The sequence below is a fragment of the Loigolactobacillus backii genome (genome assembly GCF_003946275.1).
GTDB lineage: Bacteria > Bacillota > Bacilli > Lactobacillales > Lactobacillaceae > Loigolactobacillus > Loigolactobacillus backii.
On record NZ_RHNQ01000004.1, the window covers coordinates 55,568 to 79,680 of the forward strand.

Annotated in this window: 25 protein-coding genes; 21 read left to right on the plus strand and 4 right to left on the minus strand. The window is 39.6% G+C overall.

Features of this window, described 5'->3' with window-relative positions:
- Positions 1-145 precede the first annotated feature (145 nt).
- Positions 146-1,828, minus strand: a complete 1,683-nt coding sequence (rnjA, locus tag EKM61_RS01690; protein ID WP_068224799.1) for a ribonuclease J1 — start codon at positions 1,826-1,828, stop codon at positions 146-148.
- The gene (locus tag EKM61_RS01695; protein ID WP_068376778.1) at positions 1,803-2,045 is read right to left on the minus strand and encodes a DNA-dependent RNA polymerase subunit epsilon; all 243 of its coding nucleotides are present in this window, start codon (positions 2,043-2,045) and stop codon (positions 1,803-1,805) included. Before EKM61_RS01695 ends, rnjA begins: the two co-directional genes overlap by 26 nt.
- Positions 2,046-2,284: 239 nt before the next feature.
- On the opposite strand from EKM61_RS01695, the gene EKM61_RS01700 reads away from it, so the two are divergent.
- On the plus strand, positions 2,285-2,803 hold the full coding sequence (locus tag EKM61_RS01700) for a hypothetical protein (protein ID WP_068224794.1): 519 nt from the start codon (positions 2,285-2,287) through the stop codon (positions 2,801-2,803).
- Between the two features lie 111 nt (positions 2,804-2,914).
- Here the strand turns inward: EKM61_RS01700 and def are convergent, their stop codons facing one another.
- Positions 2,915-3,472 (minus strand): peptide deformylase, encoded by a 558-nt coding sequence (gene def / locus EKM61_RS01705; RefSeq protein WP_125636143.1) that lies wholly within the window; start codon positions 3,470-3,472, stop codon positions 2,915-2,917.
- A 149-nt stretch (positions 3,473-3,621) separates the two neighbouring features.
- Here def and EKM61_RS01710 point away from each other — a divergent pair, with 149 nt between their 5' ends.
- From EKM61_RS01710 to holA, 17 genes are all read left to right on the plus strand, one after another.
- The gene (locus tag EKM61_RS01710) at positions 3,622-4,548 is read left to right on the plus strand and encodes a Rossmann-fold NAD(P)-binding domain-containing protein (protein WP_068224788.1); all 927 of its coding nucleotides are present in this window, start codon (positions 3,622-3,624) and stop codon (positions 4,546-4,548) included.
- Entirely contained in the window at positions 4,549-4,830 is a 282-nt protein-coding gene (locus EKM61_RS01715; protein ID WP_068224786.1) for a UPF0223 family protein, read from the plus strand.
- Positions 4,831-4,842: 12 nt separating this feature from the next.
- A complete protein-coding gene (locus EKM61_RS01720; protein WP_068224784.1) occupies positions 4,843-5,622 on the plus strand; it encodes an inositol monophosphatase family protein in 780 nt (259 codons plus the stop codon).
- Positions 5,623-5,773: 151 nt separating this feature from the next.
- On the plus strand, positions 5,774-7,621 hold the full coding sequence (gene typA / locus EKM61_RS01725; protein ID WP_068224781.1) for a translational GTPase TypA: 1,848 nt from the start codon (positions 5,774-5,776) through the stop codon (positions 7,619-7,621).
- Positions 7,622-7,820: 199 nt separating this feature from the next.
- Positions 7,821-8,108: a DUF1507 family protein gene (locus EKM61_RS01730; RefSeq protein ID WP_068224779.1), complete on the plus strand. Its 288-nt coding sequence runs from the start codon at positions 7,821-7,823 to the stop codon at positions 8,106-8,108.
- An 18-nt stretch (positions 8,109-8,126) separates the two neighbouring features.
- Positions 8,127-9,284, plus strand: a complete 1,158-nt coding sequence (locus tag EKM61_RS01735; protein WP_068224775.1) for an FtsW/RodA/SpoVE family cell cycle protein — start codon at positions 8,127-8,129, stop codon at positions 9,282-9,284.
- A 45-nt stretch (positions 9,285-9,329) separates the two neighbouring features.
- Positions 9,330-12,767 carry a pyruvate carboxylase gene (locus EKM61_RS01740; protein WP_068224773.1) on the plus strand — a complete coding sequence of 1,146 codons (3,438 nt, stop codon included), beginning with the start codon at positions 9,330-9,332 and terminating at the stop codon, positions 12,765-12,767.
- 17 nt (positions 12,768-12,784) lie between these two features.
- Complete coding sequence (locus tag EKM61_RS01745) at positions 12,785-13,210, plus strand: YlbF family regulator (protein ID WP_068224771.1); 426 nt, start codon at positions 12,785-12,787, stop codon at positions 13,208-13,210.
- Positions 13,211-13,214: 4 nt separating this feature from the next.
- Entirely contained in the window at positions 13,215-13,553 is a 339-nt protein-coding gene (locus EKM61_RS01750) for a YlbG family protein (protein ID WP_068224768.1), read from the plus strand.
- Positions 13,554-13,569: 16 nt separating this feature from the next.
- The gene (gene rsmD, locus EKM61_RS01755) at positions 13,570-14,136 is read left to right on the plus strand and encodes a 16S rRNA (guanine(966)-N(2))-methyltransferase RsmD (RefSeq protein WP_068224765.1); all 567 of its coding nucleotides are present in this window, start codon (positions 13,570-13,572) and stop codon (positions 14,134-14,136) included.
- Positions 14,133-14,630 (plus strand): pantetheine-phosphate adenylyltransferase, encoded by a 498-nt coding sequence (gene coaD / locus EKM61_RS01760; protein WP_068224763.1) that lies wholly within the window; start codon positions 14,133-14,135, stop codon positions 14,628-14,630. Before rsmD ends, coaD begins: the two co-directional genes overlap by 4 nt.
- Before the next feature lie 2 nt (positions 14,631-14,632).
- Positions 14,633-14,956 (plus strand): hypothetical protein, encoded by a 324-nt coding sequence (locus tag EKM61_RS12315; RefSeq protein ID WP_318529164.1) that lies wholly within the window; start codon positions 14,633-14,635, stop codon positions 14,954-14,956.
- Positions 14,910-15,662 (plus strand): SepM family pheromone-processing serine protease, encoded by a 753-nt coding sequence (locus tag EKM61_RS01765; protein ID WP_318529165.1) that lies wholly within the window; start codon positions 14,910-14,912, stop codon positions 15,660-15,662. Before EKM61_RS12315 ends, EKM61_RS01765 begins: the two co-directional genes overlap by 47 nt.
- Before the next feature lie 119 nt (positions 15,663-15,781).
- Positions 15,782-16,486: a helix-hairpin-helix domain-containing protein gene (locus tag EKM61_RS01770; RefSeq protein WP_068376781.1), complete on the plus strand. Its 705-nt coding sequence runs from the start codon at positions 15,782-15,784 to the stop codon at positions 16,484-16,486.
- Positions 16,487-16,549: 63 nt separating this feature from the next.
- A complete protein-coding gene (locus EKM61_RS01775) occupies positions 16,550-17,047 on the plus strand; it encodes a ComE operon protein 2 (RefSeq protein ID WP_068224757.1) in 498 nt (165 codons plus the stop codon).
- Positions 17,048-17,236: 189 nt separating this feature from the next.
- Positions 17,237-19,285 (plus strand): DNA internalization-related competence protein ComEC/Rec2, encoded by a 2,049-nt coding sequence (locus EKM61_RS01780; RefSeq protein WP_158234216.1) that lies wholly within the window; start codon positions 17,237-17,239, stop codon positions 19,283-19,285.
- A 4-nt stretch (positions 19,286-19,289) separates the two neighbouring features.
- A complete protein-coding gene (gene holA, locus EKM61_RS01785; protein ID WP_068224752.1) occupies positions 19,290-20,321 on the plus strand; it encodes a DNA polymerase III subunit delta in 1,032 nt (343 codons plus the stop codon).
- Positions 20,322-20,401: 80 nt separating this feature from the next.
- Here holA and rpsT read toward each other — a convergent pair whose 3' ends face one another.
- On the minus strand, positions 20,402-20,659 hold the full coding sequence (gene rpsT / locus EKM61_RS01790) for a 30S ribosomal protein S20 (RefSeq protein WP_068224746.1): 258 nt from the start codon (positions 20,657-20,659) through the stop codon (positions 20,402-20,404).
- A gap of 281 nt (positions 20,660-20,940) precedes the next feature.
- On the opposite strand from rpsT, the gene rpsO reads away from it, so the two are divergent.
- From rpsO to EKM61_RS01805, 3 genes are all read left to right on the plus strand, one after another.
- The gene (rpsO, locus tag EKM61_RS01795; RefSeq protein ID WP_068224744.1) at positions 20,941-21,210 is read left to right on the plus strand and encodes a 30S ribosomal protein S15; all 270 of its coding nucleotides are present in this window, start codon (positions 20,941-20,943) and stop codon (positions 21,208-21,210) included.
- Between the two features lie 207 nt (positions 21,211-21,417).
- Complete coding sequence (gene dapA, locus EKM61_RS01800) at positions 21,418-22,296, plus strand: 4-hydroxy-tetrahydrodipicolinate synthase (protein WP_068224742.1); 879 nt, start codon at positions 21,418-21,420, stop codon at positions 22,294-22,296.
- 39 nt (positions 22,297-22,335) lie between these two features.
- Entirely contained in the window at positions 22,336-23,997 is a 1,662-nt protein-coding gene (locus EKM61_RS01805) for a ribonuclease J (protein ID WP_068281269.1), read from the plus strand.
- Positions 23,998-24,113 lie beyond the last annotated feature (116 nt).

Below are 24,113 nucleotides of genomic sequence, written 5' to 3' on the forward strand. Positions count from 1 at the left end.
CAATAAGTCTATTATATCGGTGTTATTTAAATTAACAAGCAAAAGTTGTGTGTTTACTCAAAGTTATTTTTTTAACGGAAAAAAAGACAAAAAAAGTGTGATACAGGGGATAATTAGTCTCATCCCGCGCACCACGCCTTTTAGTTTAGACGGTAACCAACATTGGTAAGATCATTGGGTGTCGTTCAGTTTTTTCAAATAAGAATTCTTGTAGATCATCCGTAATGGCTTCGCGAAGCATATTTTCAGTAACAGTATCGTTATTATTAAAAACGTTCTTCATTACGTGGAAAATACGTTTTTGGCCTTGATTGATCAATTCACCAGATTCACGCATATAAACAAAACCACGGGATAAGATATCTGGACCGGCCAAGATTTCTTGTTTCTTTAAATTGATTGTCGCAACAACAATCACAATGCCTTCTTCTGAAAGGACTTGGCGATCGTGTAAAACAACATTACCAATATCACCAACACCACTACCATCAACGTAAACGTCACCCGCATTAAAGTGACCAGCAATTCGTGCCGAATCGCTAGTTAGCGCAAGCACATCACCATTTTGAAGGATGTAAGTATGATCCTTAGGGACGTGGGTTTGTTGGGCTAGTTCAGTGTGGATTTTTTGCATTCGGTATTCACCGTGGACTGGCATAAAGAATTTCGGTTTCATGAGGCGTAACATTAATTTCTGATCTTCCTGGCCACCATGACCAGAAGTATGAACATTATTAACCTTGCCGTGGATAACAGTAGCGCCAGCCTCAGACAATTCGTTAATAACGTGATTGACGCTAAGTGTGTTACCAGGAATTGGATTACTGGAAAAGACGACTGTATCGCCAGGTTGAATGGAGATTTGCCGGTGGGTACCGTTAGCAATCCGACTTAAAGCAGCCATTGGTTCACCTTGCGAGCCGGTGCAAAGAATCATAAGTTCACTGGCAGGTAGTTGGTTGATTTGGTTACCTTCAACGAGAACATCATCAGGAATATCTAAATAACCCAGGTCAGTTCCGTTGACAATGGCATTTTGCATTGAACGGCCAAAAACAGCAATTTTCCGACCGTTTTTCATGGCAGCATCCGCTGCTTCTTTAATTCGTGAAATGTTTGAAGCAAAAGTAGCAAATATAATTCGCCCATCAATTTGATCAAAGATATGCCGAATTGATGTTTCTACAAACCGTTCGGATTTAGTGAAACTAGGAACCTCAGCGTTGGTGCTGTCGGACATTAAACATAAAACACCGTCGCCACCAAGCTTAGCCATTTTTTGAAAATTCGGTGCAGGCTGATCACCAACTGGTGTTAGATCAAACTTGAAATCACCAGTTTCAACGATTGTTCCTTGCGGTGTTTTGACTGCAACACCGAGGGTATCCGGAATTGAATGCGTTGTTCGGAAGAAAGAGACACTTGTCTTACGGAATTTTAGAACGGTATCTTCATCGATTTCGTGTAGGTCCGCATCTTTTAATAAGCCACGTTCTTCTAATTTACCCCGAATTAAAGCAAGTGCTAATGGTCCAGCATAAATTGGGACGTTGATTTGTTGTAACAAGAAGGGAATGCCACCAATGTGATCTTCGTGACCATGGGTGATGACCAACGCCTTAATTTTAGGTAAATTAGCAATTGCGTACGAAAAATCAGGAATAACGTAATCAATTCCTAATAATTCATCTTCCGGAAATTTAATACCGCAATCGACCAAAATAATCTCGTCTTGAAATTGAATACCGTACATGTTTTTACCAATTTCGCCTAGGCCCCCCATGGCAAAAACGGCGGTTTCGTTATTCTTGACGTTCAGTTTTTTCATTTACAGAAAACTCCGTTAATTTATAATTGGCACTTTTTTGTTCGTAATCTAAATGATTACCATTGAGTTCCTGAATGAATTCAATGTTGTAGGGGGTATTACGTTCAATAATTGCACGTGCAGCAACAGCGCTATCGGCCTCTAAGTACAGTGTTTCTGTACTTTCACGGCGCAGTGCGATGTCTTTGTCTTTTTGATACAATACTTTGTAAATCATAGAAATGATTCGCTCCTTTAAAATGTATTGGCTCTATTAAAAAGCCCACATTGCGGTGGGGTTTTTAACGGCGATTTAATTGTCTAAATGACCGAACAAATGGTTGTAGAAACAACATGTGACCTAAGTTTAGCATAATTCACTTTATAAGTATACAAACCACGCACGCTGATTTTTTAGCGGACTTGTTTGTGGTAAAGTTAACTATAATAACTAAACTAATGAAAGAGGTTTCGTAAATGAATATTATCGTTATAGTAGTTTTTATTGTGCTTATCCTATTACTAGGCGGTGGACTCTTTGTATTACGTCGTTTGCGGCGAAATCGTGCATTACGAATACTGCAAGCAAATGGTCAGCAAACAACTGATGAAGTTGTTACGGTTAGTTTAGCGCAGTTACAAAATAAAGAACAAGTGGCGCTTCAATTCGATCCTCAAACGCAACGGGCTAGTTCGGAACTTGCGGCCGATATTTGGGGCCGGGGTGTTCTTTTATTTGAATATCATTTTGAAGTGGAACAGTTAAAGAAAGACCAACTGGCCTCAATTAGTGAACAATTTGAAGCCGATTTAAACGAAATTGCTCAGGCAGAAGGATTAAAGGCCATTGACACGCGTTATCCCGTTTTCGTTGTGTCGGATATGTGGTTATTCAAAGGGCAATTACACTTTGATATTGCCTATTTGATTAACCAAGGAACCGTGAACTACATTAAAGATATGCGCAAACTAAGTGTCGAAAAAGGGACTAATTAATTAAAACGTTATTTAAGCGCGGTTAAATAATAAAAGCGGGGCCACACCATAATCTACTTATGGCAACAGCCCCACTTTTATTTCAAACATAGAATTGATCGTTACTGCTGGTTATTCAATGATTAAATCATCATCTTCCATTGAGAATGGTTCCTGTTTGTTAATGTGATCATAAAAAAGCGTACCGTGAAGATGATCAATTTCGTGTTGACAAACAATTGCGGGATAATTTTTTAGGCGAATTTTATGTTGCTCGCCATTGGTGTCATAATAACGCAGTGTAATGCGGTCATGGCGGACCACATAGCCGGGAACATCCCGGTCTACGGAAAGACAACCCTCACCCTCAGATAAAGCGGCACCCTGAACGGAGTGGCTGATAATTACTGGATTAATAATGACGTCTTTAAAGCTAGGGTCCTCACCTTCAGGTCCAGGAACCAAAACGGCAGCCACGTTAAGCGGTACATCAACTTGTGGGGCGGCAAGACCGACACCAGCACGCAAATGATATTTTTCCGCAATCTTTTGGTCTTGGCTATTTTCAAGGAAAGTCATCATATCCTGAGCCAATTTCTTGTTATCTGCTGATAACGGAAAGGCGACATCTTTTGATTGAGAGCGCAATGTGTCGTTACCTTCCCGGATAATATTTTTCATGGTAATCAATTTACTATTCCTCCGCTTCACGCAATTTATGAGAATAGTTTAGCATATTTTTTTAGTAAAATGGCAACTTTTAAACTTAACCTTTTATTTTCGTTACTGACAGGCTTAAAATAGAAACCAATTAAGTTGTTTTTTGGGGGGACTTATTTTTGAAAAAACGGATTGTGGTATGTGGTGGTATGAATAGTGTCTACGAGACGGTATTTTCTTGTTTATTAGCTAACTTTCCAATTGAAATCGCTTTGATTAAGGATGATTTGTTTGATCAAGCTACCTTTGATCAGTTGGCCAGTGCGGCCGATTTGCAGACACATGTCGATTTAATAAGTGGCGATGCAAGTCTGTTAAAGACGGCCGACCTGCTGATACTCACTGACATTATGCCGCAGCAGGAAAAACAATCTAAGGCCGATTATGTGGCAGCGGCTTTACCTCATTTTCGTGCTTTAATTGGTACAGCCATGAGTCAGGGGTTTGCGGGTAAATTATGTTTACTCCAGACTTATGATGATATTTTTACTTACTTAGCATGGAAATTTTCTGGGTTACCAAAGGCCAATATTTTTGGCCTAGGAACTTTTACTGATACTCTGATTTTGGAGCGCTTATTACAGAAACGGCTACGAGTTGGCCGCCATGATGTTCGGGCCTATGTGGTAGGTAATTCAGATCATAAAATTATTGCTTGGAGTCGAGCATACCTAGGTGCATCGCCGCTTTTAAGCTTGGTGGCCAGTGATACAACTGATTTTGATACCGATCAAATGCAGCAATTGGAACAACAGTTGACGCTAATTGCTGATTCCAAGCAAATGGCGACCCAGACGCTTAGTTTACAGTTGGTTATTCGGGCGCTATTTTTTGAAGATGGCCTCATTTCAACATTTACTGCTTTACACCATTTTGATGATAAACAACAAGTTGCTTACAGTACTCCGATTTACCTTAGTGACGCTGGTGTTAGAATGCTAACCACGGTGTCACTGGCCGAAGATGAGGCTAGTGAGTTGACGGCTGTTAAGCAAGCGACCCGTGATTTTTTGACCAAAATTGAAACGGGACAGATAGGAGCTTAGATGAAACAGAATTATCAATACCCACTTGATGACCAGTGGACAACGGCGGAAATTATTCGCGTAACCAATTTTTTCCGCCAAGTAGAAGATGCTTACGAAAAGGGAACTGATCGAACGGAATTCTTAAAAACCTATGCAGCATTTAAAGAGGTTGTCCCGGCCATGGCGGAGGAAAAGCGCTTGGGCCGAGAGTTTGAGGCAGCAACAGATTACTCGCTGTATCAGGCCGTGAAATTGGCGCGGTCTTTACGGACAAAACGCTTTAAGATGGCGTTAAAGTAGAGGTGTTTTAAAATGGAAGAAAAAGCGGTTCGAGCAATTAATACTTTAGCACTTAAATGGATGGATGAGGCCGCCACTAACATTAAGCAGCACATGAATGAACAGTTAAATATCCAAACTAAATCAGGCCGGACTGATTTAGTCACTAATTTGGATAAAGAGACAGAGCGTTTTCTGGTTAGTCAGATTCAGGCAACTTTTCCAGCCGATCAGATTATTAGTGAGGAAGGATTTGGCGATCAAGTTACTTCAATGACCGGCCGGGTTTGGTTTGTTGATCCAATTGATGGCACAATTAACTTTGTTAAACAACGAGATAATTTTGCAATGATGTTGGCGTTATATGAAGATGGCAGGCCAGTTTACGGTAATATTTTAGCAGTTATGGATAATCGGTTTATTTTTGGTGGTCCGCAAATGGGCGTTTATCTGAATGATCATTTGTTACCTGCACCAGACGCACAACCTTTGGCCAAAGGCTTATTCGGTGTCAATGGGCCCATGTTTGCTAGAAACATTGATCACGTACAGGAAATTGGGCTTGCCAGTTCAGGTACGCGAATACTTGGAAGTGCGGGTATCGAGTTTCAACAAGTGCTTTTAGGAAATGAAGTGGGTTATATTTCGCATTTAGCACCTTGGGATATGGCAGCCGGGCGAGTACTAGCAGAAAGTTTGAATTTATTAGTTACGAGAATTGACGGCAGTCCGGTTGATATGTTAAAATCTGGAACAGTGTTAGTAACGAATAAGAATGCGTTACAAACGATTGAAGAATTTCAAAACAATTAATGAAGCTGAAGTTTCAAAACTGTGGCGAACGTCACAGTTTTTTTATGCTGTGAGTTTTCTGAAAAAAATCACGCATAGCTTGTATTTTCTGTTATAATTAACAGCTGAGTGCAATTTTACCTGAAACCTTGACTTTGAAAGGAAGAGTACAGTGAATCGTAGAGATGATATTCGCAATATTGCCATTATTGCCCACGTCGATCATGGTAAGACCACATTGGTCAACGAAATGTTAAAACAGTCTGATACTTTAGATGAACATATTAATTTGGAGGATCGGGCGATGGATACTAATCCCATCGAAAGAGAACGTGGGATTACAATTTTATCTAAGAATACGGCCGTTGATTATCAAGGGACTAAAATTAATATTTTAGATACACCAGGACACGCGGACTTCGGTGGCGAAGTTGAACGAATTATGAAGATGGTTGATGGTGTGTTACTTGTTGTTGATGCCTTTGAAGGAACAATGCCACAAACGCGGTTCGTTCTTAAAAAAGCGTTGGAACAACATTTGACACCAATCGTTGTCATTAATAAAATTGATCGTCCCGGTGCTCGTCCTGAAGAAGTTGTTGATGAAGTACTTGATTTATTCATCGAACTTGGTGCCGATGACGACCAATTAGAATTTCCAGTTGTTTATGCTAGTGCAATCAACGGAACTTCTAGTTTGGAATCAGATCCAGAAGCTCAAAAGCACACAATGAATCCTTTATTTGACACAATTGTTAAAACAATTCCAGCACCAATTGATAATTCCGATGAACCATTACAATTCCAAGTTGCTTTGTTGGATTATAATGAATACGTTGGTCGAATTGGTATTGGACGTGTTTTCCGCGGTAAAATTAAGGTTGGCGATCAGGTTTCAGTTATGAAGCTCGATGGTTCAGTTAAGAATTTCCGTGTGACTAAGCTTTTTGGTTTCTTCGGTTTAAAGCGAGTTGAAATTGACGAAGCTAAGGCCGGTGATTTGATTGCCGTTTCCGGGATGGAAGATATTTTCGTTGGTGAAACAGTTACACCAATCGATCATCAAGAAGCCTTACCAATTTTACGGATTGATGAACCAACATTGCAGATGCAATTTGTTGCAAATGATTCCCCATTTGCGGGTAAAGAAGGTAAATTCGTTACCGCCCGTAAATTAGAAGATCGTTTAAAAACACAACTGCATACAGATGTTTCATTACGGGTAGAAGATACTGATTCAGCAAGTGCTTGGACGGTATCTGGACGTGGTGAATTACATTTATCAATTTTGGTTGAATCATTACGTCGTGAAGGTTATGAATTACAATTATCACGGCCACAAGTTATTTACCGTAAAGTTGACGATGTAATGTGCGAACCTTTTGAATCTGTTGTGATTGACACACCTGAACAATATACAGGTACGATTATTGATTCACTTTCACAACGCAAAGGCGAGATGCAAAATATGGAAAGTGAAGGCAACGGCCAAACGCGCCTAACTTTCTTAGCACCTTCACGTGGTTTAATTGGTTATTCATCTGAATTCTTATCACAAACTGGTGGTTATGGCATCATGAACCATACTTATGCTAAGTACTTACCAGTTATTAAGAATTGGGAACCAGGTCGGCGTAATGGCGCCTTAGTTTCAATCAATGCTGGTAAAACAACCACTTATAGCCTTGAAGGCATTGAAAGTCGTGGTGAATTATTCCTAGGTGCAGCAATTGATATTTATGAAGGTCAGATTGTTGGTCAAAGTAATCGTGAAACTGATATTTCAGTTAACGTAACTAGGGGTAAAAAGCAAACCAATACACGTGCTTCTGGTAAAGATCATTCATCTGCCATTGCGATTCCACGCAAAATGACACTTGAAGAATCAATCGAATTTTTAAACGAAGATGAATACTGTGAAGTAACACCGAAGAGTATTCGTTTGCGGAAGAAAATTTTAGATACTAGTGAACGTGAACGGACTGCAAAGCACAAAAAAATTGCCTCCAAAAAAGCGTAATTAAATAATGAACAGGGTAGTCCAAGTGATTTGGATTACCCTGTTTTTAGTTAGTGAAATTTTTAAAAATGGTAAAGCTTCAATTTTGGTTTTGTCCCCACCTCATTTTTATTGTAAACTAGAAAAAGCAGCATACGATTTCTGCCAATCTAACTGGTTTGCTATGCTATAATAAAGTATTAAAAAGGGGGAATAGTGAATGGCCGATTTATCTGAGCGCCAAAACGCACTGAAAACACTGGAAGATGATGCTGAGAATATTATTCGGCTTGTTGGTAAACAACAGGTTTCACTTTGCTTGAGTCAGTGTCCAGCGTTTGAAGAGGTTGTGGATACACAGATGTTTGGTTACTCCAAGGAAGTTACCTTTGCTATTCGGACGAGTATGGTCGACCCAAAGACCGGGCACAATTTAGTTCGTGACTTAGAGAAACGGCTAAATGAGATTTATAATGAAAGCTTTGAAAAGCAAAGGCAAAAGAAATGACAGGAAGCAGGATCTTAAGTGCGAAAAAAGTTACAGTTAATTGATTATTATATTTTAATCCCTTACTTACTACTTTGTGGTGTAGGTGTGGTTATGGTTTATAGTGCTAGCTCCAATTTGGTTGGTCAAAATCCGCTATCATATTTAGTTAAGCAGATTAGTTGGACCATCGTTGGGCTGATATTGGCCGCGTTCGTTTACGCGATGAAATTAAAGGTGCTCCGAAATCGGCGTTTGATTATGCTGGCGTTAATTGTCGTTTTCCTTATGTTAGGTTATTTAATTTTTTTCGGCCATTCTGTTAATGGAGCTGCCGCATGGATTAACATCGGGCCAATAAATATTCAACCTGGTGAATTTGCTAAATTGGTGTTGATTTGGTATTTTGCGTACATACTTAGTCGGCGTGAACGAAGAATGGTCGAATCACAACTTAGCGAAGTTATTCGTGCGTTAGTTGGGCCGATTATCATTGCTGCCGTTATGATGTGGATGGTTCTCGTTTCCCCAGATATGGGCGGCATGGCTATTCTTTTATCCATTGCAATAATGTTAATTTTAACTAGTGGTTTATCTTACCGAATTGGGCTAACGCTCATTGCACTATTAGGGACTAGTGTTGGGGCGGTGTTTTATTTTTTAACCCACCACATAATAAAATCACTAGAAAATAATTACCAATACCAACGAATTCTGTCGTTTATTAATCCGTTTGAGTTGGCCAATAAGGGTGGTAAACAATTGGTTAATTCTTACTACGCCATTAATAATGGTGGTTGGTTTGGTGTTGGTCTAGGCAATAGTATTCAAAAACGTGGCTATTTGCCGGAACCAAATACTGACTTCATTATTTCGATAACAGCTGAGGAGCTAGGTTTTGTCATGGTTGCCTTACTGATCTTTTTGATCTTTTTTTTGGCAGCAAGAATTATTTTAGTTGGCGTTCGATCTAAGGATCCTTTTAGTGCGTTGTTATGTATTGGAATTGGTACCATGATTGTTGTTCAAACGTCGTTTAATCTTGGCGGGGTTTGCGGAATGTTGCCAATAACTGGGGTCACATTTCCGTTTATCAGTTATGGGGGTTCCTCAATGTTGGTTTTGGCGCTTTCAATGGGAGTTGCCCTAAACATCAGTGCAACGGAAAAGAAAACTAGTTTAGTTAAAAACAAGTAGTTTTGGTTATTTAATTGATTTGAAAATGAGAAAGGTGCTGAGAGCATGAAAAAAGTATTAATCGCAAATCGCGGGGAGATTGCGGTCCGAATTATTCGTGCGTGTCAAGAACTAGGTTTGAAAACGGTAGGAATTTATGCTAAAGAGGATGAATATTCAATTCATCGCTTTAAGGCTGACGAGGCCTACGTTGTTGGCAAGGGGAAACAACCAATTGCGGCTTATTTAGACATTGAGGATATTATTCGTGTGGCAAAAATGAGTGGGGCCGATGCAATTCACCCTGGCTATGGCTTTTTGTCGGAAAATGCACAGTTTGCCCGACGTTGTCAAGAAGAAGGCATTACTTTTGTTGGACCAACACCCGAGTTATTAGAAATGTTTGGTGATAAAGTGGCTGCTAAACGTGCGGCCAAAGAGGCCAACGTTCAGGCAATTCCAGGTGTAGATGAACCAATTAAGGATCTATCCGAATTACAAGCCTTCGGTGATAAATATGGTTATCCGTTGATGATTAAGGCGGCCATGGGTGGTGGCGGCCGCGGAATGCGTGTTGTTTCTCGTCCTGAAGATCTATCTGAAAGTTATGATCGTGCCCGAAGTGAGTCCATGCAGTCCTTTGGTAGTGACGAAATTTACGTTGAGCGCTTTATTAAATCCGCCAAACATATTGAAGTTCAAGTGCTGGCAGATCAACACGGCAATGTTGTCCATCTTTTTGAACGGGATTGTTCGGTTCAGCGCCGTAATCAAAAAGTAATTGAAGTTGCCCCTTGTGTTATTTTAACGGCAGAACAACGGGAACGTGTAACGAGTGCGGCGGTTCGTTTTATGGCACACGTTAACTATCAAAACGCCGCAACAATTGAATTTTTATTCGAGCCAGAACAAGATCAGTTTTACTTTATTGAAGTAAATCCACGAGTTCAGGTCGAACATACTATTACTGAGATGATTACTGGAATTGATATTGTTCAAACGCAGTTAAAAATCGCCCAGGGCTTAGATTTATTTAAGGATATCGGTTTACCGCAACAAAAGGACATTAAATTTCATGGTGCCGCGCTACAATGTCGGGTAACAACTGAAGATCCATTGAATAATTTTATGCCGGATACAGGCACCATCGAAACTTACCGTTCTCCAGGTGGTAATGGTGTCCGCTTGGATGGTGGTAATGCATATGCTGGTGCTGTAATTACCCCTTACTTTGATTCATTATTAGTTAAGGTTTGTACCCACGCTTATACATTTGAAAAGGCCGTAAAAAAGATGCAACGTGTGCTTCATGAATTTAAAATTCGCGGTGTAAAAACAAATATTGCCTTTATGGAAAATGTTATTCAACACCCAACTTTCCTTTCTGGTGAGGCCGAAACAACCTTTATTGATCACACACCGGCTCTTTTTCAGGTTGCTAAACGAGTTGATAATAGCTCGCAAAAAATGCAATATATTGGCGATATTACGGTTAATGGCTATGACGATGTGGAAAGTCACGAGAAGAAATATTATCCCGAAGGCCATTACCGGGAACAATTTAAGCCTTTCCCTAAGAAGCTAGTTACAGCCAAGACGATATTGGATGCCAAGGGACCACTAGCAGTTAATGATTGGTTGAACCAACAGTCTGAGGTTTTATTAACCGATACAACGTTACGCGATGCCCACCAAAGTCTTTTTGCAACGCGGATGCGAACCCACGATATGGTTAAGATTGCTGATTCAATGCAACGGGCAATGCCCAATCTATTTTCTTATGAGATGTGGGGTGGTGCAACGTTTGATGTTGCCTATCGCTTTTTAGTCGAAGATCCTTGGACACGTTTAAAGTTATTGCGGCAAAAAATGCCCCATACGTTATTACAAATGTTGTTCCGTGGTAGTAATGCTGTTGGGTACAAAAACTATCCGGATAATATGTTGGTTGCGTTCATTAAACAGGCCGCAACTGATGGAATTGATGTTTTCCGAATTTTTGATAGTTTAAATTGGGTGCCCCAGCTTGAAAAGAGCATCCAGGCTGTTCGTGATAATAATAAGATTGCCGAGGCTGCCATTTGTTATACCGGTGATATTCTTGATCCAGATAAGCAAAAATATAATTTGAAGTACTACTTAGATTTGGCTAAAGAACTTCAGGCCGCTGGCGCAACGATCATTGGAATTAAAGATATGGCTGGTCTATTAAAGCCTGAAGCTGCCTATGAATTGGTTAGTTCTTTAAAGGATAAGGTTGATTTACCAATTCATTTGCACACACATGATACAACTGGTAATGGGGTTATGACCTATCAACGTGCGATTGCTGCAGGAGTTGACGTTGTTGATGTGGCGCAAAGTGCGTTGTCTGGAACAACAAGTCAGCCAAGTATGCAAAGCCTTTATTATGCGTTAGATGGTAATGTACGCCAACCTCAATTGGATGTTAAAGCAACAGAACGGTTAAATCACTACTTTGAAGGTATTCGCCCGTTCTATGATGATTTTGCTAATGGTTTAAATGCACCTTTACCAGATAACTATTCCGCGCAAATGCCAGGTGGCCAATACTCCAATTTACGGCAGCAAGCCCACGCAATGGGGCTAGGTAATCGGTGGGAAGAAGTTAAATTAATGTACGCGACAGTTAACAGCATGTTTGGTGACATTGTTAAAGTAACGCCGTCTTCAAAGGTAGTTGGTGATATGGCCTTATTTATGGTCCAACACGATTTAACGGAAGAGGATGTCTACCACGATGGTGCAACAATTGATTTCCCTGATTCGGTTATTAATTTCTTCATGGGTGATTTAGGCCAGCCAGTTGGTGGGTTCCCAGAAAAATTACAGCAGATTATTTTAAAGGGAAAGAAACCTTTAACCGTGAGACCGGGGAGTTTAGCAAAGCCAGTTGACTTTGCGGCGGTTAAGCAAGAACTGACCACTAAGATGAATTCTGAACCAACGCAAGAGGATGTTTTAAGTTATATTTTATATCCAGATGTCTTTTTAGACTATACACGTCGTGAGTCTGAGTACGGGAATGTTTCAATGCTAGATACGCCGACCTTCTTCCAAGGAATGCGATTAGGCGAACGGGTCGAGGTACAATTACGGCCAGGTAAAATTTTAATTTTAATCTTAAATGAGGTTGGCGAACCTGATATTGAAGGCAACCGAACACTTTACTTTACGGTTAACGGTCAACGAAGCGAAGTTGTCGTTAAGGATAAAAACGCTAAACAGTCTGATGTCGTCAGTCAGAAGGCAGAACCAACAAATCAAGAACAAATTGGTGCTTCAATGACAGGGACTGTTTTAAACGTCTTGGTTGAAACGGATCAGGTTGTCCAACAAGGTGATCCGTTGTTGGTTACAGAGGCCATGAAGATGGAAACAACGATTCAGGCGCCATTTACTGGTCGTATCAGTCATCTTTACGTTCAAGAGGGTGACCGGGTTGATACCAACGATTTATTGTTAGAATTAAAACCGGAATGATGACTGGGGTTTAAAAATTGATAATTACTGAAAATTTACTAGAAGTTACGGATCAAGTTGATACGTTGGCCGCTTCGTTAAAGCAAAGTGACGTTTATAAAACTTATTTGGCCGCTAAAGCCAACTTGGCGGTAGATACAGCGGCAGAAAAAAAGATTCAAGGTTTTCGGGAAGCAAGTGAAAAATTTGACCTAATTAAGGATTATGGGTCTTACGCGCCTGATTTTAAAAAGCTTCGTCGTACGGCTCGTCACGCCAAGCGGCAAGTTGATTTGGATCCAACTGTAGCACATTTTCGGCGTTCAGAAATGGATTTGCAAACTATTTTGGACGAAATTGGACTTGCAATTGCAAATAGTGTTTCCAAGGACGTTAAGGTGGCGACTGGTAATCCATTTTTTACCACTGGTCGTCCAGGAAAGCATTGCCAAGTGAAAGGATGACATTATGGCATTTGAAGTAACGCCACGCCAAGGAATTGTGGTTTGGTTATACAGTATGAAACAGATTAAGCAATTACGTCGTTTTGGTATTATTTACTACAGTTCACGAAAAATGAAGTACGTTTATTTATATGTTGATCAGGCCATAGCAGAACAGACTTTGCAGCAGTTAAAAAAGCTACATTTTGTTAAACGGGCAGAAGTTTCCCACCGACCAGAATTAGATATGAATTTTGGTGATCGGGTGGGTAAATTGGATGATTTCGAGACTTCTAATCGAGAAACAAATGAAACCCGGGTTTTACTGACAACACAAGATTTACGTAAAGAAAATAAGATTTAAAAGAGGATATTAGTTAATGCGAATTATTTCTGGCAATTTTGGTGGTCGAAAATTAAAAGCAGTACCCGGTCGTGCTACACGGCCAACAACGGATAAAGTAAAGGAATCAATCTTCAATATGATTGGGCCTTACTTTGCCGGTGGCAATTGTTTAGACTTATTTTCTGGCAGCGGTGCACTGGGTATTGAGGCTGTTTCCCGGGGGATGGCTAGCGCGACTTTAGTCGATCGCCAATTTGCGGCAATTAAGGTTATTCACGAAAATATTGAACTAACTAAGGCCGAAAAACAATTTACTGTTTTGAAAATGAGTGCCCAGAATGCCCTGCAAAAATTGGCGGGTCAACACTGTAAATTTAATTTAATTTTGTTAGATCCACCGTACGCAAAACAACAAATCACTTCTGATTTACGCGAAATGGCCGAGCTGGGTTTAATTGAAAATGAGGCCGTGATTGTTTGCGAAACGGATAGTACGATTGTTTTACCAGAAAATTTAGCTAATTTTAAGCAAACACGACGCCAAACGTACGGCTTAACTGCTGTTACGCTATACCATTATCAGGAGGCGGCAGAAGTATGACACAGCGAATTGCGATTTTTCCCGGGAGCTTTGATCCGTTTACTAACGGACATTTAGAAACGGTTAGGCGGGCGAGCCATTTATTTGATAAATTAATTATCGCCGTTATGACTAACACTTCCAAACAACCGTTATTTACTAATGATGAAAAATTAACTTTGATTAGGACAGCAGTTGCTGAACTACCCAACGTTAGCGTTGTTGCCCAAGATGCCAAATTAACTGTCCGTTTTGCCGAAAAACTAGGGGCACAATTTATATTACGTGGCATTCGAAACGTTCGTGATTTCGAATATGAAGAAGATATTGCGGCGATGAATAAAATCCAAGCGCCGCAGATTGAGACCGTCTTCTTATTGGCAGCAAAGAAGTACGCCTTTCTCTCATCTAGTTTAATTAAAGAAGTTGCTAAGTTTGGTGGTAATATTGAAGATTTGGTACCACCGGCAGTTGCGTGTGAGTTAAGAAAGAAATATAAGGCGGAAGAAGGCTAACTATGAAGAAACGCTGGTCTAAATGGCTAGTTTTAGTTGGTGTTTTAGTCCTTATCATTGGTTTGTTTTTACCGTTACCCTTTTATCTGGAGACGCCAGGAACAGCAGAGAACTTGAGTAATTTTGTTAGGGTTGACCACAAAAAAGATCAACGGGCCGGCAAATATATGCTAACAACAGTGGCCTTACAGCAAGCACGGCCAATAACGTATTTGTGGAGTAAGACTCAGCCGTTTTCAGAGACAATCAGCAAAGATGACCTGATGGGTAATGATAGCAGTGAAACGTTTAAAACTACAAACTTACGAAATGCAATCAGCAATTAACGATGCGATTCAGGTTGCCTATAAAAAGGCCGGGCGTAGTTACCAGCGGAAGTATCTGGGTATTTATGTGATGTCGTTGATGAAGCGATCACAGTTTAACGGAAAACTGGCGATTGGTGATACTGTAACAATGATTGACGGTCATCATTTCAAAAGTTCTACGGCATTTATTAATTACGTCAAGGATAAGCCAGTCGGTACAAAAGTAACTATCACTTATCAGCATAAAGGTCAGACCAAGAAAACGACGCAGAGTTTAATTCATTTACCAAATACAAAGCGATCCGGTTTGGGTATTACCCTAGTGGATCATTCAACGATTAAAACAAAAACACCGGTTAAGGTAACCGTTAGTGATATCGGAGGTCCTTCTGCAGGGCTAATGTTCACAACGGCCATTTATGACCAGCTAACAGGTGGACACCTACGTAAAGGACGTAAAATAGCTGGAACAGGCACGATGGCTTCCAATGGAGCCGTTGGACCAATCGGTGGGATCGATAAAAAGGTTGTGGCTGCCAATCATGAAGGAGCAACAATTTTCTTTGCACCAGATATTCCGGCTACGGCCGCGATGAAGAAAGCTGATCCAGGCTATCAAAATAACTATCAGGTTGCTAAAAAGGCGGCTAAAAAGATTCATAGTCATATGAAGATTGTGCCAGTTAAGAATTTTACTGACGCAGTAAATTATTTGGCCAAATAATAATTAATAAGCGCCAACTGATACTGAATGGTTACTAATTTTAAAGTTAGTAACTTTTCAAAAGTATTGGTTGGCTTTTTTTGCGGATTTTATTAATGTGGCGAAAGGAGGAATGAGGAATGTCTACTGATTGGTTGAGCCTGATTAAACGTTATTGGTATTGCGGTGTGATTGGTCTGTTGCTTGTAATTATAGGTATCGTTGGTTATCAGGCGATGTTTCAACGGCCAGTTACTAAAAATGAAGCTGTTTTTTCAAACTCAAGTGTTATTCAAAATAGCTCGACCAGTGCACAATATCAGAACACAGCGACTGAGGCACAACAAACTGGTCAAACGGTACAAAAAGGTTTCGTTGATGTTAAAGGAGCAGTAAAAAAACCAGGCATTTATGTGGTGACTGACAATACTCGTTTATTTGATGTTATTCGTAAGGCCGGGGGATTGGCCGAGGATGCCGATCAAAAACAGGTAAATCTTGCTCAACAGGTAAGTGATCAACAAATTATTTTTATCCCTAAAGTTGGAGAAGAGGTCCCAGCAGAATTAGGTCTGGCGGAACAGCAGCCAACACCGGCCGAAAGTGGCAGTATTATTGCAACAACTAGCTCGGCTGACGGGCAGCAAGCAACCGGTCAAACTAATTTGAATACAGCAACGGCAGAGGAATTACAACAATTAACTGGAATTGGGCAGAAGAAGGCCGAATTAATTATTAATTTTCGTACTGAACAAGGTGGGTTTAAACAGATTGAAGATTTAAAGAAGGTTTCGGGAATTGGTGAAAAGACCTTTGAAAGTTTAAAGGACAGCATTACAGTCTAACTTTTTACCTGATTTAAAGTCTGTTATACTGATAGGCAAATGATTTAAGGAAGTTGAGGTATTATGGAAAAAATAAAAACACAGCGTTTACCGTGGGATCAATACTTTATGCTCCAGGCTGTTTTATTATCACTACGTAGTACCTGTCCAAGAGCGACTGTTGGGGCGGCGATAGTTCGTGATCAGCGTGTAATTGCCGGAGGGTATAATGGTTCCGTTTCTGGGGATGATCATTGTATTGATGTTGGTTGTTACTTAGTTGACGGCCATTGTTTACGGACGATTCATGCTGAGATGAACGCCATTTTGCAATGCGCTAAATTCGGAGTTGCAACGACTGGTGCGGAGATTTATGTGACTCATTTTCCTTGTTTGCAGTGTACGAAAATGTTAATTCAGGCCGGTATTAAAACAATTCATTATTTGAAAGATTACCGCGATGATGATTATGCGTTAAAATTGATTAAAAAGTCAGGAGTTACGTTGGATCAAGTTAAATTAAATCCAGATTACTTTAACCAATTTAACCTAAAAGATTTATTTAATCTGAATTTAGAGTAGTTATTCAACGCGATGAAAGATAGAGTGATTTTTGTCGCGTTAATTGTTGTAGCCCTTAGCTTTGTTGTTTTTATTGGTAATCTGATGAGTTGGTTATTTCTGGTTGTTGCTATTGTGAGGTTGATCTGGACACGACAACCTAAATTAATCTTAGGTACAGTTATAGTTTGTTGTTTTGTAGGTTCATTTTTGGGGGTCGAAAAACAACGACCAGTAAAAAGGCCGATAAATTATCAACGAATATTAGTTTGGCCAGATGCCTTCAAGCTAAACGGTGATTCACTTCAATTTGAAGGAAAATTAGCCGATAAGACACGTGTTTTAGCCGTTTATTATTTACAGACAAAAGCGGAACAGGCCTATTTTCAACACCTGACACACCCAGTTATTTTACAAGTTAGTGGGACCTGTAGTCGTCCTGAACACGCAACTAATCAAAATGAATTTGATTATGCAACTTACTTAAAGCAACAACGCCGCATTAATTACATTGTACAGATTGAACAAATTAGGCAAATTGAGGCCCAAAAGTGGTCGCTAGTTGGTTGGTTACATCATGCTCGCCAAGTGCTGAGTTGTCGAGCTGATCATTACCCACCGTTACTTAGGCAGTATTTCAAATGTTTAGTTTTGGGTATTCAAACTAATTCATTTCAGGATACTGCACAACAATTTAAGCGTTTAGGATTGATTCATTTGTTTAGTCTATCCGGCCTACACGTTTTTTACTTTGTTGGACTATTTTCCCAATTGTTATTGCGATTACATTTAACGAAAGAAACTCGTGATTGGTTGTTGTTACTGCTATTGCCAGCCTACGTTATTTTTGCGGGTTCCAGCGTTAGTTTAATTCGTGCGGTTAGCTTATGCTGGTTACGTGTTTTAAATCGGCGTTTTAGTTTTCAAATCTCGGCGTTAGATTGTTTTGGTTGGGTTTTATTATTTAATTTTGCAGTTCAACCGTACGTTCTCTTGGGACTTGGCGGTCAATTATCTTATTTATTATCATTTTTATTATTATTTTTACGAGATAAAAATGCTGTTTTTAAAACGTTATGGTTAAATCTGTTTAGCTTGCCAATTTTACTACATCACGTTTATGAATGGCACTATTTACTGGTTTTACTTAATTTATTGGTAATGCCGTTATTTTCTTACGCCGTTTTACCGTTAACGCTAATTGGGGCAGGGTGTTTTTCATTTCTACCAGGGTTCAGTTGGTTAATTAATTGGGGATTAGCCGCTTTTCAAACGAGTCTTCTTTACTTGGCAAGGCCGCAATGGATGATCGTTTTTGGTCGTTTGACTGGAACAATAACCCTGATCCTACTTATTTTGACCGCAATCATGTTAACTGTATCTAAAAAATATCGTATTTCAATGGGACTTTTTTTAGGTAGTATCTATTTGACCATCTTTTTACTAATTCATTATCCATTAGTCGACCGGGTTATCTTTTTTGATATTGGTCAAGGTGATAGTATTTTAATCGAAAGTCGGCTACATAAACGGATAACATTAATTGATACAGGAGGACGATTAACGTTTAATCAAGCTGAGTGGCGTAAGCAGAAGCGAAGCGCCCGGGCAGAGCGAGTAACAATCAATTACTTGAAAAGTCGGGGAATAAAAAGAATTGATCGAATTTGTCTCAGTCATCAAGATGCTGATCATATTGGTGATTTGGCCGTTTTATTAGAAGAAATGACCGTTAAAGAAGTTGCTTTTCCAGCTGGAATGGAGAATAATCCCCAGTTTCGGCATCGAATCTGGCCTTACCGACAACAAATTAGGTGGCGTCCACTACAGACAGGAGCAAAAATCCAAGTAACACCGCAGGAAGAGTTACAGGTATTACACCCTGAGAGGCCAGGCCTGGGGACTAATGAAGACTCCTTAGTTCTCTATGGTCAAATTGGGGGTAAGACGTGGTTGTTTACAGGAGATCTGGATGCGGCCAATGAAGTTACTCTTTGTGAGCGGCAACGGTTAAAGGCGGATTTTTTAAAGGCCGGCCATCACGGCAGTCGAACTGCTTCAGCACAAACATTTTTAGAAACCGTTCAACCGGAGCGTATTTTGATCTCTTCTGGTCGGAATAATCGATATGGTCATCCCCATTCAGATGTCATTCAACGCTATCAGGATTTACAGATACCATTTTATAATACGGCCGAAAATGGAATGTTGCTCTGGTCATCAACTGACGGGTGGCAAACTTTTCGACACAAGGAGTAATGATATGGATGTAGCAGCGTTACAGAAACAATTAAAACATGGAGAAATTGCCCCAGTCTATTTAGTTCAGGGTCAAGAAGCTTATTTAGTTGCACAAGTAAAAAAAGCCTTCCGCCAATTATTATCGGAGGAAGAGTTAACAATGAATTTTGGTGCTTATGATATGACGGTGACCCCTTTAGCAGTTGCGCTAAATGATGCTATGTCGGCGCCGTTTTTTGGTGAGCGGCGGGTAGTATTTGTTGAAAATAGTATTTTTTTGACTGCAGAAGCAAAAAAATCGAAGGTAGAACATGATGTTGCCAGTCTTTTAACTTACCTAGGAAACCCACTTGATTCGACCCAGTTAGTTATTTTTGCGCCATACGCCAAATTAGATGAACGAAAAAAAGTAACCAAACAATTAAAGCGAGTTGCCCAGCAAGTTGATGTTAAGCCATTGACTCAACAACGTGCGCAAAGTTATGTAACTGATTATTTAAAGCGCCAGCAGTTAACGATGGCACCACAAGCAATGGCATTGTTTTTACAACGAACGGAGGCTAATTTATCGATTATGATGGATGAATTGCCTAAGTTGCGACTTTATGCGCTGGAAGATCATGAAATTTCACAAAAAGCAGTAGATCAATTAGTCGCCCAGAGCCTAGAGCAAAATGTTTTTTTATTGGTAGATGCTGTGATGGCGCAAAATGTAGCCCAGGCCGTCCAGCTTTATAGCGATTTATTATTGCAAAAAGAAGAACCACTCAAAATTAACGCCATTTTGTTAGGGCAATTTCGTTTATTACTACAAATTAAGATTTTACAAAAAAATGGTTATAGCCAAGGAAGTTTAGCCCAAGTTTTAAAAGTTCATCCGTACCGAGTAAAGTTAGCAATTGGTCAGGCGCGTCATTTTCAGCAGGAAGCATTACGCGCGGCCTATTTAGGTCTAGTGGACATGGAATATAAAATGAAGTCAACGCAAGAAAAACCAGAATTACTTTTCCAATTATTTGTCATGCAGTTCGTTGATAAGGCCATTGTTAGTTGAATGTGCTTAGTTTTCAATATTGTGGAACGAAAAAAAGAGTGTTAAGGCATTTGCCTTAACACTCTTTTTTTGAAATAAACTTATTTAGCCAATAATTTGGATAAGCGTGATTTATCTCGGGCAGCTTTGTTTGCGTGAACAAGGCCTTTTGATTTGGCCATGTCGATTGAGCGAACAGCAGCGCGGTATAATTCTTCTGAGTTATCAGCGCCACCAGCAGCTTGTGCTTTTTCAAATTGTTTAACAGTTGAACGCATTGCACTGATTTGTGAAACATTATGTGCATTGGCTTTTTCGTTATTACGAGCACGTTTGATTGCGGATTTTAAGTTAGGCATTGAATTTCACCTCCAAGTTAAGCAAATTAAATAAATTGCTATTTGTTTTCAACGTTGTTTATTATACAGAAGACCTAGAAACATTGCAATAAAAACTTGTAAAGCTATTTTTCTTGATAGTCTGTACGTCTGACTTATTATTAGATAGGTCTTGCAATTTATAAAAGAATCACGTAAAGTAATAGTTGTGCTTAAGCACGAACCTGTCACTTGGTTTAGCGAATCACCAACGTTTTACTCAGTCACAGGCACTTTAAGATAGTGGAAGGGTGTGAAATATTTTGGCAATTTCTAAAGAACGTAAAAATGAAGTCATTAAAGACTTTGCACGTCAAGATGGAGATACTGGTTCAACTGAAGTACAAGTTGCAGTATTAACGGAAGAGATTAACCTTTTAAATGAACATATTCGTGTTCATAAGAAGGATTATCATTCATATCGTGGCTTAATGAAAAAAATTGGTCATCGTCGTAACTTACTTGCTTACTTACGCAAGACTGATATTAAACGTTACCGTGACCTTATTCAACGCTTAGGTTTACGTCGTTAATAACGTTAAAAGACATGATTCTTTTGAATCACGTCTTTTTTTTACGGTCATTTTTTGGCTTTTTACAGTTATATGTTAAAGCCTATTTTTTTGTGGTATCATAAAATAAAGCAGAAACCTTAATCAGTTAATTAGCCAATGTTTGTATTAGCTTTTATTTAAGGGTACGGATGAGTTTTTGAATGAATTTAATACAGGAGGGGCTTCATGAGTTTCTTAAATAATGTTTCATTAGTCACAGCAATGGTGACACCCTTTGATGATTATGGCCAAGTCAGTTATGAACGCTTAGCAACGCTGATTGACCACCTATTGGCGACTGGTACGGAAACTATTTTAGTTGGTGGGACGACTGGCGAAGGTCCAACCTTATCAGCTTCAGAAAAACTTAATTTATTTGAAGAGACAGTTAAGTTAGTTGGTGGGCGTGTACCAATTATTGCGAATACTGGTTCCAACAATACGGCGCAAACCATTGAATTTACACAGCAAGTTGCTAAAATTCAAGGTATTGCCGCTGCGTTAATCGTTGTACCTTATTACAATAAGCCAGATCAGCGTGGTATGTATGCACATTATAAACTGGTGAGCGAACAGGCTGGATTACCAATTATAATTTATAATATACCTGGTCGGACCGGCGTGACAATGTTAGTTAAAACTGCCATTCAGTTATCTTTATTACCAAATATTATTGGAATAAAAGACTGCACAGGTGCAACTAATTTAGGGCAAATTGTCGAAGGTACAAAGGAAAATGATTTTGCTGTCTTCACAGGTGAAGATGAAGATGCTTTTGCTGCGAAAACAATTGGTGCGCAGGGGGTTATTTCTGTTAGCAGCCATTTATTTGGTCAACAGATTAAAAAAATGTATCAATTAATTGACGAGAATAAAGTGGCCGCGGCCGCGGAAATTATGCGGCAATTAACACCAAAGGGTAAACAACTTTTCGCACAACCGTCTCCAGGACCGGTGAAGGCCGCGTTAAAACAAATTGGTATTCCGGTTGGTGGGGTTCGTTTACCGTTATTGATGCCAACAAAGGCAGAAACAGAGTTATTATTAAATATTCTTGATCTTTAAGAAAAAGAGGTGAATTAAGTGAGTAGTCGAATTAAAATAATGCCATTAGGCGGCGTTCGTGAAAATGGAAAAAACATGTACGTTGTTGAAGTGGATGATGAAATTTATATTTTAGATTGTGGTTTAATGTACCCGGAAAATGAATTGTTAGGTATTGATATTGTGATTCCTGATTTCACTTACTTGGAGGAAAATATTGATCGCGTTGTTGGCGTATTTTTAACGCATGGTCATGCTGATGCTATTGGGGCCTTGCCTTATTTCGTTAGTAAATTTGATGTCCCGGTTTTTGGTTCAGAATTGACGATTGCACTAGCTAAATTAAGCGTAAATGGTTACACGGCATCTAAAAAGTTTAAGGATTTTCACGTCATTAATAAGGACACTGAGATTGATTTTAATCACGCAACAGTTTCCTTCTTTAAGACAACCCATTCAATTCCCGATTCATTAGGAATTGTTTTGAAGACTGATGCTGGACAAATTGTTTATACCGGTGATTTTAAGTTTGATCAATCCGCAACGCCAGAATACCAAACTGATTTTGCGCGTTTAGCAGAAATCGGTCAAAAGGGTGTCTTAGCGTTGATTAGTGATTCGGCCAATGCAGAATCACCGTATACGATGGCCAGTGAGCGGGCAATTGCTGCCTACATTTTGGATACCTTTAAATATCATGAGGGCCGAATTATTGTTGCATCGGTTGCGTCAAATATTGCGCGGGTGCAACAAGTTATTGATGCTGCTTATCGTTCCGGACGAAAAGTTGTTTTAACTGGCCGCGACCTTGAAAAGATTGTTCGAACAGCAATGCGTTTAAATCGGCTAACTTTGCCTAGTGAAGATATTTTAGTTGCAACTAAAGATCTCAAAACGTTAGCACCTGAAGAGACGGTTATTTTAGAGACTGGTAAGATGGGTGAACCGATTAAGGCTTTGCAGCGGATGGCAACAAGTCGTCACCGTTTGATTAGCATTAAAGAAGGCGATCTTGTCTTTATTACGACAACACCATCGCACGCTATGGAAACAACGGTTGCTAAAACAAAAGATATGATCTATCGAGCTGGTGGCGAAGTTAAGGCCGTTGGCGATGATATTCATGCTTCTGGGCACGGGAATAAGAACGATTTGCAACTGATGATTAATTTAACCAAGCCACAATACTTTATTCCAGTTCAGGGGGAATACCGTTTATTGGCTGCACACGCTGATATTGCACACGAAACGGGAATCTCTTACGAAAACATCTTTATCACTGGTAAAGGTGACGTTTTGGAGTACCAAAATAAGCGGATGCGCATGGCCAACCAGGTTGAGGTTGGCAATACCATGATTGATGGCATTGGTGTCGGTGATATTGGTAATATTGTATTACGTGATCGAAAAGTTTTATCTGAGGATGGTATTTTTATTGCCGTTGTCACAATCAATCGCAAAAAGCGGATGATCGTTTCACGGCCAAAAATTACGACCCGCGGTTTTGTTTACGTTAAGGCTAGTCGTGATTTGATGCATGAGAGTGCTGATATTGTGACCAAAACAGTTCAAAATAATTTGGATAATAAAGAATTTGATTGGGGCCACTTAAAACAAGATATTCGTGAAGGTTTAAGTGGGTACCTATTTGAGCAAACTAAACGGCGTCCGGTTATCTTACCAGTTATCATGGAAGTTAATCAGAATCGACGGCATAGTTAATTAGTATTGCGGATTGAGGAAGTTAGGCCATTGCCTGGCTTCCTTTTTTTCTAAAAAAGTAAAAATTTCAATATACGCAAGTATTTGAGAAATAAAGGTTTAGTCGTTAAAATAAA

Excerpts from the sequence above, each read along its gene's own strand:
- EKM61_RS01715 (WP_068224786.1), top strand. The coding sequence starts at position 4,549 with ATGAAACAGAATTATCAATACCCACTTGATGACCAGTGGACAACGGCG.
- EKM61_RS01805 (WP_068281269.1), top strand. The coding sequence starts at position 22,336 with ATGCCATTAGGCGGCGTTCGTGAAAATGGAAAAAACATGTACGTTGTT.
- dapA (WP_068224742.1), top strand. The coding sequence starts at position 21,418 with ATGAGTTTCTTAAATAATGTTTCATTAGTCACAGCAATGGTGACACCC.
- EKM61_RS01775 (WP_068224757.1), top strand. The coding sequence starts at position 16,550 with ATGGAAAAAATAAAAACACAGCGTTTACCGTGGGATCAATACTTTATG.
- EKM61_RS01695 (WP_068376778.1), bottom strand. The coding sequence starts at position 2,045 with ATGATTTACAAAGTATTGTATCAAAAAGACAAAGACATCGCACTGCGC.
- EKM61_RS01750 (WP_068224768.1), top strand. The coding sequence starts at position 13,215 with ATGGCATTTGAAGTAACGCCACGCCAAGGAATTGTGGTTTGGTTATAC.
- EKM61_RS01740 (WP_068224773.1), top strand. The coding sequence starts at position 9,330 with ATGAAAAAAGTATTAATCGCAAATCGCGGGGAGATTGCGGTCCGAATT.
- EKM61_RS12315 (WP_318529164.1), top strand. The coding sequence starts at position 14,633 with ATGAAGAAACGCTGGTCTAAATGGCTAGTTTTAGTTGGTGTTTTAGTC.
- EKM61_RS01720 (WP_068224784.1), top strand. The coding sequence starts at position 4,843 with ATGGAAGAAAAAGCGGTTCGAGCAATTAATACTTTAGCACTTAAATGG.
- rpsT (WP_068224746.1), bottom strand. The coding sequence starts at position 20,659 with ATGCCTAACTTAAAATCCGCAATCAAACGTGCTCGTAATAACGAAAAA.
- coaD (WP_068224763.1), top strand. The coding sequence starts at position 14,133 with ATGACACAGCGAATTGCGATTTTTCCCGGGAGCTTTGATCCGTTTACT.
- rsmD (WP_068224765.1), top strand. The coding sequence starts at position 13,570 with ATGCGAATTATTTCTGGCAATTTTGGTGGTCGAAAATTAAAAGCAGTA.
- EKM61_RS01700 (WP_068224794.1), top strand. The coding sequence starts at position 2,285 with ATGAATATTATCGTTATAGTAGTTTTTATTGTGCTTATCCTATTACTA.
- holA (WP_068224752.1), top strand. The coding sequence starts at position 19,290 with ATGGATGTAGCAGCGTTACAGAAACAATTAAAACATGGAGAAATTGCC.
- EKM61_RS01730 (WP_068224779.1), top strand. The coding sequence starts at position 7,821 with ATGGCCGATTTATCTGAGCGCCAAAACGCACTGAAAACACTGGAAGAT.
- EKM61_RS01770 (WP_068376781.1), top strand. The coding sequence starts at position 15,782 with ATGTCTACTGATTGGTTGAGCCTGATTAAACGTTATTGGTATTGCGGT.
- rnjA (WP_068224799.1), bottom strand. The coding sequence starts at position 1,828 with ATGAAAAAACTGAACGTCAAGAATAACGAAACCGCCGTTTTTGCCATG.